Source organism: Peribacillus sp. AS_2 (genome assembly GCF_026891895.1).
Lineage (GTDB): Bacteria > Bacillota > Bacilli > Bacillales > DSM-1321 > Peribacillus > Peribacillus frigoritolerans.
Genome location: NZ_JAPTGA010000024.1, coordinates 43,759 through 56,933, shown reverse-complemented (window position 1 = coordinate 56,933; position 13,175 = coordinate 43,759). Strand labels below are relative to the sequence as shown.

General features: G+C 41.8%; 13 protein-coding genes. All 13 read right to left on the bottom strand.

Going from position 1 to position 13,175, the window contains the following annotated elements:
* Positions 1 to 391 precede the first annotated feature (391 nt).
* Positions 392 to 1,891 (bottom strand): lysine--tRNA ligase, encoded by a 1,500-nt coding sequence (gene lysS / locus OTG27_RS25370; RefSeq protein ID WP_170946992.1) that lies wholly within the window; start codon positions 1,889 to 1,891, stop codon positions 392 to 394.
* Positions 1,892 to 2,079: 188 nt separating this feature from the next.
* Entirely contained in the window at positions 2,080 to 3,078 is a 999-nt protein-coding gene (gene dusB, locus OTG27_RS25365) for a tRNA dihydrouridine synthase DusB (protein WP_034316281.1), read from the bottom strand.
* Between the two features lie 24 nt (positions 3,079 to 3,102).
* Positions 3,103 to 3,315, bottom strand: coding sequence for a helix-turn-helix domain-containing protein (locus OTG27_RS25360; protein WP_034316283.1), 213 nt, complete (start codon positions 3,313 to 3,315; stop codon positions 3,103 to 3,105).
* Entirely contained in the window at positions 3,267 to 3,794 is a 528-nt protein-coding gene (gene folK / locus OTG27_RS25355) for a 2-amino-4-hydroxy-6-hydroxymethyldihydropteridine diphosphokinase (protein ID WP_034316285.1), read from the bottom strand. Before folK ends, OTG27_RS25360 begins: the two co-directional genes overlap by 49 nt.
* A 2-nt stretch (positions 3,795 to 3,796) precedes the next feature.
* On the bottom strand, positions 3,797 to 4,156 hold the full coding sequence (gene folB, locus OTG27_RS25350) for a dihydroneopterin aldolase (protein WP_268938477.1): 360 nt from the start codon (positions 4,154 to 4,156) through the stop codon (positions 3,797 to 3,799).
* A 1-nt stretch (position 4,157) separates the two neighbouring features.
* Entirely contained in the window at positions 4,158 to 4,994 is an 837-nt protein-coding gene (gene folP / locus OTG27_RS25345; protein WP_095679958.1) for a dihydropteroate synthase, read from the bottom strand.
* 164 nt (positions 4,995 to 5,158) lie between these two features.
* Positions 5,159 to 6,085 carry a cysteine synthase A gene (gene cysK, locus OTG27_RS25340; protein ID WP_063574543.1) on the bottom strand — a complete coding sequence of 309 codons (927 nt, stop codon included), beginning with the start codon at positions 6,083 to 6,085 and terminating at the stop codon, positions 5,159 to 5,161.
* 130 nt (positions 6,086 to 6,215) lie between these two features.
* Positions 6,216 to 7,112: a peptidyl-prolyl cis-trans isomerase gene (locus OTG27_RS25335; RefSeq protein ID WP_095679959.1), complete on the bottom strand. Its 897-nt coding sequence runs from the start codon at positions 7,110 to 7,112 to the stop codon at positions 6,216 to 6,218.
* Between the two features lie 18 nt (positions 7,113 to 7,130).
* Positions 7,131 to 8,012 (bottom strand): Hsp33 family molecular chaperone HslO, encoded by an 882-nt coding sequence (gene hslO, locus OTG27_RS25330; protein WP_057276509.1) that lies wholly within the window; start codon positions 8,010 to 8,012, stop codon positions 7,131 to 7,133.
* Between the two features lie 26 nt (positions 8,013 to 8,038).
* Positions 8,039 to 8,818, bottom strand: a complete 780-nt coding sequence (locus tag OTG27_RS25325) for a type III pantothenate kinase (RefSeq protein WP_034316297.1) — start codon at positions 8,816 to 8,818, stop codon at positions 8,039 to 8,041.
* Between the two features lie 166 nt (positions 8,819 to 8,984).
* Positions 8,985 to 11,045 (bottom strand): ATP-dependent zinc metalloprotease FtsH, encoded by a 2,061-nt coding sequence (ftsH, locus tag OTG27_RS25320; protein WP_082854481.1) that lies wholly within the window; start codon positions 11,043 to 11,045, stop codon positions 8,985 to 8,987.
* 117 nt (positions 11,046 to 11,162) lie between these two features.
* Positions 11,163 to 11,702 carry a hypoxanthine phosphoribosyltransferase gene (gene hpt, locus OTG27_RS25315; RefSeq protein WP_063577541.1) on the bottom strand — a complete coding sequence of 180 codons (540 nt, stop codon included), beginning with the start codon at positions 11,700 to 11,702 and terminating at the stop codon, positions 11,163 to 11,165.
* Between the two features lie 32 nt (positions 11,703 to 11,734).
* Entirely contained in the window at positions 11,735 to 13,129 is a 1,395-nt protein-coding gene (tilS, locus tag OTG27_RS25310) for a tRNA lysidine(34) synthetase TilS (protein ID WP_268938476.1), read from the bottom strand.
* Positions 13,130 to 13,175 lie beyond the last annotated feature (46 nt).

Here is a 13,175-nt window from a genome sequence, read left to right as displayed (position 1 = left end):
AGTGTGTGCTCACTTAAAATTTAACGTTGGCGCTTTGTTTTGTTCAGTTTTCAAAGAGCGATGTCTTTCGGAACAGCTTATTTATAATAACATTTTCATTACTGCAAGTCAACAACTTTTTTAAAACTTTTTAAAGTTTGTAATCTGTTTGCAACTCGTTCGTAACGACAGATATAAATATAACACCATTACGTTAACTGTGCAATACCTTTTATAAAGTTTTTTTGAGATAATGTTGTTTTTCTTTTAAACCCTAGAATCCACTCTATTGAAAGGCATGAAATTATAATTAAAAAACAAAAACCGAATTGGACTTACCGGGATCAGGAGCTACGCCCATGATCCCAGCCATCCGAATTCGGCCCTGCAATCAAAACTCTTTTGCTTATATTTAGCGATGTCTCATTAAAGGGAATAACAGGACGTCACGTATGGAAGGAGAATTGGTCAATAGCATAACCAAACGGTCAACACCAATTCCAAGTCCGCCAGTCGGCGGCATTCCGTATTCTAACGCCTCCAAGAAATCTTCATCCATTTCATGAGCTTCATCATTACCTTGTTCTCGTTCTTTCAATTGAGCTTCAAAGCGTTGACGTTGATCAATAGGATCATTAAGTTCAGTGAAGGCATTTGCGTGCTCCCTACCTACTATGAATAACTCAAAACGATCTGTGAAACGGGAATCTTCCGGATTTTTCTTTGCTAAAGGAGAGATTTCCACTGGATGCCCATAGATGAATGTAGGTTGAATTAACTTATCTTCGACCTTTTGTTCGAAGAATTCATTTACGATATGGCCGAACTCCATGGATTCCTTAACTTCAATCCCATTTTCTTTAGCAAGCTGCTGGGCTTCTTCTTTACTCATTTCAGTCCAGAAGTCCACACCGGTATATTCTTTTACAGCGTCAACCATGTGAAGTCGTTTCCATTCCGGTTTTAACTCTATCTCATACTCCCCATACTGGATGGTAGTCGTCCCAAGAACTTCTTGAGCTATATGGGCAATCAAGTTTTCCGTTAAGCTCATGATATCTTGGTAATCCGCATAAGCTTCGTACAATTCGATCAATGTGAATTCAGGATTATGCCTTGTGGACACCCCTTCATTTCTGAAAACCCGGCCAATTTCATAAACTTTCTCCAATCCGCCAACGATCAAGCGTTTTAGATGAAGTTCAATGGCAATCCTTAAATTCAAAGGCATATCCAAAGCATTATGGTGAGTAAGGAAAGGTCGTGCAGCTGCTCCACCAGCAACAGAGTGCAATAGCGGCGTCTCCACTTCAAGGTATCCATGATCATCCAAATACCTTCTCATGGCTTGTACAATGCGACTGCGCATGATCAACGTATTTTTGCTTTCTTCATTTGTAATTAAATCGACATAGCGTTTCCTGTAACGCTCTTCAACATCCTTCAAGCCATGAAATTTATCAGGCAACGGGCGAAGCGCTTTAGCAAGGAACACATATTCTTTAGCTTTAATGGAAAGTTCCCCGACTTTCGTTTTGAAGATAACGCCAGTTACCCCTACAAGATCACCAAGATCCGTTTGGTTGAAAATTTGGTAAGAATCTTCCCCTATGTTATCCAAACGGACGTAGATTTGGATTTGGCCGCTAATATCCTGGATATGGGCAAATCCCGCTTTTCCTTTTCCGCGCTTCGTCATGACACGGCCAGCGATCGTAACTTCAATTTCTTTTTCTTCAAGATCTTCTTTTTCTAATTCACCATAAGCACTGATTAACTCTTGCGTGTTATGTGTGCGCTCGAATCTGCTCCCGAAAGGGTCTAGTCCATTATCCATCATCGCTTGCATTTTATCGCGCCTTACCTGCAGTTGGTCATTCAATTCTTCATGACTCACGAAAATCATCTCCATCTTTATTAATAAATGCCTTATATAATTAATCAGAAATTCTTTTGCATACATATTTATTCTTACATAAAGTAAAGGAATTCAACAGCTTTTTATCATAAAACATTGTTTATGTACATATAAAAACTGCCAGGATTACTGGCAGTTTAAGATAAGCGTATTATAGGAAAATAGGAAGGTAATGTCAAACATCAGACCATTTGGATATTTTGTTGCTTCGCTTCAATATCATCAACAAGTCCATAGAGAAGCTTCACAACATCTTCCCTTGTTTCACAATCATTAATTCCTTTGCGTGCCGTAGCATTCCCTTTAACACCCTTTAAATACCAAGAAGCATGCTTACGCATTTCACGAACGGCGACATTTTCATTTTTCAACGCAATCAGACGATCCATATGAAGCACGCAAACATCCATCTTTTCACGAACTGAAGGCTCATCCATCAGTTGACCGGTTTCAAGATATTTTACAGTCCGGTAAATCATCCACGGGTTACCTAGAGCTGCACGGCCGATCATGACTCCATCAACACCCGTTTCCTTCAGCATTCTTTCCGCATCCTGTGGAGTTTCCACATCACCGTTACCGATAAGGGGAATATTAATTGATTTCTTCACTTCACGGATGATGTCCCAGTTAGCTTTTCCTTCATACATTTGAACACGTGTTCTGCCATGCATGGAAACAGCTTTACCACCTGCGCGTTCAACAGCCTGAGCATTTTGAATCGCAAAAACGTGTTCATCATCCCAGCCTATGCGCATTTTTACCGTTACCGGCTTTTCAACAGCATCAACCACCGCTGAAACCATCTCATAAATTTTGTTTGGATCGAGAAGCCACTTCGCACCCGCATCACATTTAGTGATTTTAGGGACAGGGCAGCCCATGTTGATATCAATGATGTCAGCTGTTGTATTTTTATCTACAAATTGCGCAGCTTCAACCAAGGATTTCTTCTCACCGCCAAAGATTTGCAAACTTAACGGCTTTTCTCTTTCATCTATATAAAGCATATTCATCGTTCTAGCATTTTTAAGAACGATTCCCTTGTCACTGACCATCTCCGCACAAACAAGACCAGCACCAAATTCCTTGACAGTCAAGCGGAATGCCGAATTACAGACTCCCGCCATCGGGGCCAGCACTACCTGGTTTTTCATTTCTATATCGCCTATTCTTAACACGTTGTGACCCCCTATAACATTCTTTCATTTATCCTCAGGTGGCTGAAGCTCCTCAATGGAAATATGAAGAATTTCCGCCACTTCCAGTAAAAATGCTTCTGAAGGGTTACGGTTCCCTCGTTCAACTTCTCCCAGCAAGGAAACGGAAACACCTATCTCCCTCGCAAACCCTTCCTGGGTATAACCCTTTAACTTTCGAAAAGCGCGAATACGCCTTCCCCATTTTTCACCTTCCATAATCGAACTCCTTCTTTATCCGAAATCTGTTCAAGCAGGTCGCTCAAAGGTGCACGCATTTGCGGAAGTGATATATCTGGGTCCACTTCCATTAAAGGCACGATAACAAAAGCCCTCTCGCGCATACGAGGGTGCGGGACTGAAAGAATCTCTGTCTCAATATTTTCATGATTATATAACAAAATGTCAAGGTCTAAAGTACGAGGACCCCACCTGATTTCCCTTTTTCTCCCTAAATCCTGTTCAATTTTCATACAAGCGTGAAGTAATTGTTCGGGTTCTAAATCGGTTTTCACTTTAAGGACAGCATTTAAAAAACAGTCCTGGTCTTCATATCCTATCGGGTCCGTTTCATATAAAGAGGAGCATGACACCAATTTAATATGCGGGCTTTCAGACAATAATTGGAAAGCCTTTCGGAATGTTTCAAGGCGATCACCTAAGTTCGACCCTATTGAAAGGTAAGCAATATTTCTCACAATCAGCGTCCCCTTACAATCTCTATAGCAACCGAATCATAGTGACCTGCTATTGGAGGATCTGGTTTATAAACCTTGACGGTGCATGTCTCGATGGAAGAGTATTTATTAAGCAGTTCAGAGGCGACTTTTTCAGCGACAGCTTCCACTAACTTAAAAGGTTTTCCCTCAACAACATTTTTACACACTTCATATAACTCGCCATAGTTGATTGAGTCTTCAAGGTTGTCACTCTTTCCTGCCTTGGCTAAATCAGTCTGGACGATTAAATCCACTTTAAACCGCTGACCAAGCTTCGTTTCTTCCGGAAAAACTCCATGATAACCGTAAAACTCCATTTTATTCACATATATCTTATCCATATCATTCACCTTTTCCTAATAGAGCATCCATCATCTTTGCAGTCCGTGCCATTTCCTTCACATCATGTACGCGAACCATTTGACAGCCTTGTTGAATGCCATGACAGATTGTGGCGGCCGTTCCTTCCATTCGCTCACTAGGCGGCAGGTCCAGAACATGACCAATCATGGACTTTCTTGATGTGGCTAACAGAACTGGATAACCTAACGATACCAGCTTATCAAGATTCCTCATCATTTCTAAATTTAACTTTAAATCTTTCGCAAAGCCAATTCCTGGATCGAGTATGATGTTTTCATCCTTGACACCTGCATCCTTCACCAACATGATGCTTTCGAATAAATCTTGAAGTACATCCCGAACAAAATGTCCATATTCCATATTACCCCTGTTATGCATCAAGATGATCGGCACCTTATATTCCGCAGCAACCTTCGGCATCAATGAATCGGCTTTACCTCCCCAAATGTCATTTAATATATGGGCTCCTGCTTTTACCGCCGCTTCCGCCACTCTTGATTTATACGTATCGACCGATATTGGAACCTCAATATTACGGGATATGGCCTCTATAATCGGGGCGACTCTCTCTATTTCCTCTTCCTCCGATATCCTCTCATAATTAGGTCGGGTGGACTCTCCTCCTACATCCAATATATCCGCTCCATCGTTGACCATCCGTTCGGCATGCTTCAAAGCAGCATCTATCCGATTATATTTCCCGCCATCCGAAAAGGAGTCCGGCGTAACATTCAAAATCCCCATAATTAAGGTTTTATTGCTGTAATCCAAATCAAATGAACCGCACTTTATTTTTGACGCTCCAGCTAATGACATCCAACGTTCTCCTTCACTTAAAGAAATCTATATATACGAGTTTACCCATTTACACAGGCATAGTGCAAGCTCCATGAAGATTCGGAACACTTCCTGCAAACATTACTGCAAAAAGAAAAGCAAAGCCCCTAAGGAACTTCGCTTCTCATTTTTAGTGTCTTGTCTTACTCAAAGTTATATAATGGCGTACTTAAGTAGCGTTCACCATTACTTGGTATGATGGCAAGTACCTTTTTGCCTTTTCCCAGTTTGTCAGCCACTTTAACGGCAGCTGCGATTGCACCTCCAGAAGAAATTCCGCCAAGGATTCCTTCTTCTTTTGCTGCGCGGCGTGCATAATCAAAAGATTCCTCTGTATTGACTTGAATGATTTCGTCATAGAGATCTGTATTCAATATAGTTGGAATGAAGCCTGCGCCGATTCCTTGGATTTTATGAGGTCCTGGAGTCCCTCCTGATAATACTGGGGAATCCGCAGGTTCAACAGCGTAAATTTTAATGTCAGGGAATTTCTCACGCAGGACTTCACCGGCACCTGTAATGGTTCCGCCAGTACCGATTCCGGCAACGAATGCATCCAGGCCTTCATCTCCAAAGGCTTCAACGATTTCAGGGCCTGTAGTGTTCCGATGTACTTCAGGGTTGGCTTCGTTTTCGAATTGCTGTGGAATGAAGTAACCTTTTTCTTTAGAAAGCTCAGTCGCCTTTGCGATTGCACCCTTCATTCCTTCTGGCCCAGGAGTAAGAACTAATTCTGCGCCATAAGCGCGAAGCAAGTTACGGCGTTCCAAGCTCATCGTCTCCGGCATAACCAGAATCGATTTATAGCCCTTTGCCGCAGCTACCATCGCCAGGCCTATTCCAGTATTTCCGCTTGTAGGTTCAATGATCGTATCACCTGGTTTAAGGGTACCATTTTTTTCTGCCGCTTCGATCATCGCAAGGGCGATACGGTCTTTTACACTGCTGCCTGGGTTAAAATACTCAAGTTTCAAATAAATATCTGCACTGTTTTCATTTTGAAGCTTGTTTAACTTAACAATAGGTGTTTGTCCAATTAAATCGATTACAGAATTAGCTATACGTGCCATTTTCTCCACTCCCTTATCATTTCAATACCGAGTATGTTTATTGGTTTTATAATTTTAAAGTTACCAGTTTTAATAGTTCATTGTCAATGATTATATACTATATTCTAAATTTTCTCACACAACCATTGACCTACTTTTCTTCCTTCAATCCATAAAACCATTCTACATCAAATTCGTCCCAGAAAATTTTCCCTGAGACCGGTGCCTGAATCTGTTCAAGAGCTATTTGGCGGCGAATCTTGTCTTTAACTTCATCATATTCATATTGCTTGCCCTCTATTCTTTCATGCAGGTAGAGAACGGCCCAGCCATCCTCCGTTTGGATTGCATCACTCCACTTTTTAACCTTTAATTTCTCGGCAGCGGTAATGTATTCCTTGGATACTTGCTCGTTATCCTGTGATATATAACCCATGTCGCCCCCTTGATTGGCAGTAAATTCATCAAGGGACTTTTCCATCGCCAAGACTTCAAAGGAGACACCTTTCTCCAGTTCACGTATGACTTGGTCTGCCTGCTTTTTTGTAGACGTGGTAATATGGGAAATATGGAAAGCAGTAGGGATTCTATAGATATCCTTATTATTATCATAATAATTCCGCATTGCCGTTTTGGAAACCGAAACGTCCTTGGTGAGGAGCTTCTCGAGGAGGAGACTCGACTGAATTTCCTGCCTCAATTGATCGTTACTTTTATTAAGGTTCTGACCGGCAGTCCCATACATCGTTTTCATCATTTTAAGTTCACGATCTAGCTCTTCATCCGAAATTTTCACTTTGTATTTTTCAGCTGCCTGTTTCACTACCTCTTTATCGACCATTTCCTCAAGTACATCTTCCCCATATCTTTTTTCGAGCTCATTCATCCATGCGTCCCGGGAAATATCCTTCGACCCGACCTTCGCGGCCGTTTCTTCCCCAATGACGGTTTTTGAAATGATTAGTGGTTTTATGACAAAGATAATGATAGTCAATAGGTTCAACAAGGCAAGGCCAGCAATAATCGCCCGAAGCTTGTGTTTTGGCAAACCCTTATCCCCCGTACATTATTTTTTGGTTTCCGCTTCCAATTCCTCAAGTTCTTCCTTAGAGAATTGGTAGGTCTGATTACAAAAATGACAATGCGCCTCCGCTTGTCCGTCTGTATCAATAATATCCCGAATCTCAGCCTGCCCCAGGCTGATCAATGCAGTCGCAATTCTTTCCCTTGAACATTGACAGGAGAATTGGACATCCATTTTTTCTAATATATTCACATTGCCCTCACCTAAAATTTCGGTTAGGATTTCTTCAGGAGTCATGCCGTTTTGAATCATCTTGGAAACAGGAGTAATCGTGCTTAGTCTTTTTTCGATTTTCGAAATCGTATCTTCGGATGTACCCGGCATCAACTGAATGATAAATCCGCCCGCTGCAAGGATTGAATTATCCGGATTCACCAGGACCCCAACCCCCACTGATGAAGGCACCTGTTCGGAAGTAACAAAGTAATAAGTGAAATCTTCACCCAGTTCTCCAGATACAAGCGGTACTTGCCCTGAAAAGTAATCACGAAGACCAATATCTTTCACGACAGTCAACAAACCATCGGTACCCACCGCTTTCCTGACATCCAGCTTACCTTGCTCATTCAAATCAAAGTGGGTTTGCGGATGTGTGACATATCCGCGGACTTCCCCCTTTGCATTGCTGTCGACCAGGATGGATCCAATCGGACCACCGCCCTCGATTTTAATCGTCAGCTTTTCTTCACCTTTTAACATTCCACCCATCATAACGCCTGCCGTCATAGCCCGTCCAAGGGCAGCCGAAGCAGTGGGCCATGTATAATGGCGTCGCTGAGCTTCTCCTACGGTGTCTGTTGTTGAAACAGCATATGCACGAACCTGTCCTTCATAACCTAACGCCTTTATTAGATAATCCTTCATTTATATTGCTCCTTTCATGCTTTGTGTTACTTCTTCACTTGCTCACGATTACGTTTATAAATCAGCTGCAAACCCTTCAAGGTCAAAAATGGCTCCACAACGTCAATAACAGTAGACTCATTAGCAATTAAGGTAGCCAGTCCGCCTGTCGCTATTACCGTTGGTTCTAGATTACTTTGCGCTTTAATTCGATTAACGATTCCTTCTACCTGCCCAACATACCCATACAAAATGCCAGCCTGCATGGCGGACACCGTATTTTTCCCAATAATCCCTTCCGGACGGCTGATTTCTATTCTCGGAAGTTTGGCTGCCTTTGAATAAAGTGCCTCGGTAGAAATATTTATACCCGGGGCAATGGCTCCGCCCATGTATTGTTTATCCTCATTTATGTAGCAATATGTAGTTGCCGTACCAAAATCCACGATAATGAGAGGGCTTCCATATTCCTGAATGCCGGCAACAGCATTAACGATTCGGTCCGCTCCCACCTCACGGGGATTTTCGTATTTAATATTTAATCCAGTTTTTATTCCAGGTCCAACTATAAGCGGTTTAATTCCAAAGTATTTTTTGCACATGCGTTCAAGCGCAAACATAATTGGCGGAACTACCGAAGAAATAATGATTCCATCAAATTGATCAAACGCAAGACTTTCATGCTGAAGCAAAGACTTTATGATCATTCCATACTCATCTTCTGTCTTGTGACGGTTAGTCTCAATTCGCCAATGATATTTTAAAATATCTTCATCGTATACGCCTAATACGGTATTCGTATTCCCAACATCCAATACAAAAATCATCGTTTCATCACTCCGGTAAATTATTCTCCAACATCATACCACACTGTTATTTCCCACGCTATTAGTCGCACTTTTCGGAAGGTATCCCAGGAACTTTATCTTAATTAATTTAAGAGTTAAGAAAAGGGTATTTCCGAGGCGGAAATACCCTTTTGAATTTAGTCGATTAAGACTTTTTATTGTCGTCTTCGTTCGGGAAGGAAAGCGGCTGATCTTGAGGTGCACCTTCTTTGATTGGAGGAGTATTCAATCCTTCCTCCGTTATTTCAAGGTCCTCAGGTCCTCTTTTATCCAATGGATCTAATAGGGCCTCTTTTTCTTCCTTCTTCTTATTGATGTTCACCTTGACATTCTCATCAGTGGTTAGATTCCCATTCAGGGCCGTATAATCGCGATCTGGCAATTTACCATTATGGAATAAACCTTTGATTTGTTCCGCATCAAGTGTTTCCACTTCAAGCAGGGTTTTTGCAACCAAATCAAGTTTTTCACGATTTTCAGTAAGGATTTTCTTACATCTTTCGTAAGCTTCCTTGATGATACGTTGAATTTCAAGATCGATTTCATATGCTATTGCATCTGAATAGTTTTGATCATTGTTGAAATCGCGGCCTAGGAAGACCTGACCTTGAGAATTACCGAATTGAAGCGGTCCGAGCTTGCTCATTCCATATTCCATAACCATGCTACGAGCTATGCCCGTTGCACGCTGGAAGTCGTTATGCGCACCGGTACTCACTTCTCCGAATGTAACTTCTTCGGCAACACGGCCACCCAATAGTCCTACGATTTTATCTTTTAGCTCAGGTTCCGTCATGAAGAAACGATCTTCTTTCGGCAGCATAACTGCATAACCGCCGGCTTGACCACGAGGGACAATCGTAACTTTATGAACGATCTCGGCATCATCCAGAACCAGCCCAATAATGGTATGGCCTGCTTCATGCCACGCTACGATATTTCTTTCCTTTTTGGAAATGACACGGTTTTTCTTGGCAGGTCCGGCGATAACGCGATCCGAAGCTTCATCCAAATCGGACATGTCGATCTTCTTCTTATCTTGACGGGCAGCAACAAGCGCCGCTTCATTCAGTAAGTTTTCAAGATCTGCACCAGAAAATCCTGGAGTACGCTGAGCGATCGCTTTCAAATCGACTGTTTCCGCTAATGGTTTATTGCGTGCATGCACTTTCAGCACTTCTTCACGGCCTTTAACATCAGGGCGGCCTACCGTTATTTGACGGTCAAAACGTCCCGGACGCAATAGTGCCGGATCCAATACATCAGCACGGTTAGTCGCAGCGATGATGATGATTCCTTCATTACCACCGAAACCGTCCATTTCCACCAGTAATTGGTTCAATGTCTGTTCACGTTCATCGTGACCGCCACCTAGACCTGCGCCACGTTGACGACCGACTGCATCAATTTCATCGATGAAGATGATACATGGTGCATTCTTCTTAGCATTTTCAAACAAATCACGAACACGAGATGCACCGACACCCACAAACATTTCAACAAAATCAGAACCACTGATTGAGAAGAAAGGAGTTCCGGCTTCACCAGCAACTGCTCGTGCAAGTAAAGTTTTACCTGTACCAGGAGGCCCGACTAAAAGTACCCCTTTAGGAATACGGGCTCCAAGCTCGGCATATTTGCGAGGATCTTTCAAGAATTCAACGACCTCGACAAGTTCCTGCTTTTCTTCGTCCGCCCCGGCAACATCATTGAAGCGAACTTTTTTCTTATCATCATTATACAATTTCGCCTTACTTTTCCCGAAGTTCATGACGCGGCCACCGCCGCCGCCCTGAGCTTGGTTAAGTAAAAAGAAGAAGAGGATAAAAATGATTACAAATGGAATGATGGAAGTGAAAAATGTCACCCAGCCACTTGTTTTTTCTGGAGGTTCCACAGTGATGATGTCCTTACCCAACTTGGTTACGGCATCATTTATCCGACTTTGCGAATATTCACTGAAAGGCACGTACGTCACAAAGAATTTGTTTTCCTCATAACCTTTGAGCTTTCCTGTGATTTCAAATACACTGCTTTCGGGCTGCATCGTCAGTGCAGTAACGTCCCCATTCTCCAAATGCTTATAGAATTCATCTTGGGTCATTTTCTCCGTTGGTTCATTGTTATTATTAAAAATGCTTACAATCCCAATGATGACCAAAAAGATCAGTAAATAAAATATGGTATTACGGAAGATCCGATTCATCCCTTACCTCCTCCCACGGGTAAACAAACTATAGTAAATACTATCATATAAAATTAATGAATTACAATAATTTAACACCGCTGTTTTTATCTGGTCTTCCCTTTCAAACTTGTACGATTAATTCGAGTAAATTTCAGGCTTCAATATGCCAATATACGGGAGATTACGATACTTTTCCGCAAAATCAAGACCATATCCGACAACAAATGCATCCGGAACGATGAACCCGGCATAGTCCGGAGCGATATCCACTTTCCTGCCTGTTGGTTTATCCAATAAGGTAACGATTTTAATTGATTTTGCTTTTCGATAACGGAAAAGTTCCGCAAGATAGCTAAGAGTCAAACCGCTGTCGATAATATCTTCGATGATTAAAATATCCCGGCCTTCAACCGATGTATCAAGGTCCTTGATGATTTTCACTTCACCGGACGATACAGTGGAGTTACCATAGCTCGAAACATCCATAAAGTCCATTTCAAGATGTGTATCCACACGTTTCAGTAAATCTGACATAAATGGCATGGCGCCTTTCAGCACTCCGATGGCCAACGGGAACTTACCTTGGTAATCAGCTTCTAGCTGCGCACCCAATTCCCTTATTTTCAATTGAAGTTCTTCCTCTGATATTAAAACTTTTTCAATGTCGTTTTGCATGGTCATTGTAATTAATTGCCCCCCATGAAGAATTAAGCTTTTTTATATTCTAAGTAAATTAAAGATTTTTCATCAGAAATTATATCCGGCTCAACATTCGACTTCTTTAAACCGGGCAGCCAAATCGCCGTTCCCGTTTGATCGATGATGACCGGCCACACATTTCTTTCTAGCATCGGGATCTTTTCATTAATAAAAATATCCTTTAACTTTTTAGTTCCACCTAATCCCTTGACGGCCATCCGTTCGCCTTCATTCCTGGTTCGGACTGTAAGCGGAAACTGAACAGCTGATTCGGGAAGAATAAAAGAATGATTTCCCCTAAGTACCGGAATTTCTTCTTTTATATAGTGCGCTTTAATCTTATATCCATTCGGAAGAATAGTCTCACCGGGAATTTGTAATTTTAGGGAATATTCACGGCTTTTTTGCCGAAAAAATCTAAACGTGCAAGTTTGATATGATTTTTCCGCAATAAGGCCCTCCGGAAGATGCAATTCTGCAGATGGTTGAGGATTCAAAAACAAAACTAAAAGTTGGTCAATATGTAATGCCGAAAGCGATGAAGGTCTCTCCAAATAAAGATAGTTTAATATTAGTTGAATCGCCCTTCTTTGTAAAGGTTTAGGCATCGCGAGAACCTTACCAATCTGAATAACCGCTTGATCTTTATCCTGCTGGATCCAAACCTCGGACATTTTACTTGAAACCAGGTTCAAAAAAAACTCTTCATCTTCATATAGCTCTTCACTGAATCGTTGAAAATGCTCATGAACCTTTCTATTTTCTTTCTTTAAAAACGGAAGAACTTCATGTCTAAAACGATTTCTTGCATAGACACCCGTTTCATTGCTCGGATCAAACCTTGGTTCAATATCATGAAGGCCCGCATATTCGATTATTTGACTTTTCGTGATTTCAAGAAAAGGCCTGATCAGATCCCCTGTATGAAAACGTCTCTTTATAGGAATACCCGCTCTTGCCTTGCCTGTCGCCCCTCTTGTTAAACGCATGAGCATCGTTTCTATTTGATCATCTCCATGATGCCCCAGGACAAGTGTGGAGGCTTGATGCTTATCCATCACTTCCTCATAGAAAGCAAAACGCAGCTTTCTTGACGTTATTTGTGAACTTTCCCCCGTCTGTTCCATCCGGGCAGGAACATCGATCCTTTTTCCCTCAAATGTAATGCCCCACCGTTCACAAATATGCTCGACATATTTATAATCCCCATAGGATTCTTCACCACGAAACATATGGTCAACACTAGCTACGATCATCTCGTAATGAAAAAGAGGTTGAATTTCCTTAAGGATATGGAGAAGCACCAGCGAGTCCGGTCCTCCGGAAACGCCTATTAGCAACTTCGAGTTTTCCTTAATCAATTCGTTTCTATAAATGGTGCTCAGAACTTTTTCCTTTAACATACAATCTTCCTTCTTTATGGACAGGCATTAGTTTTATACGATTGAA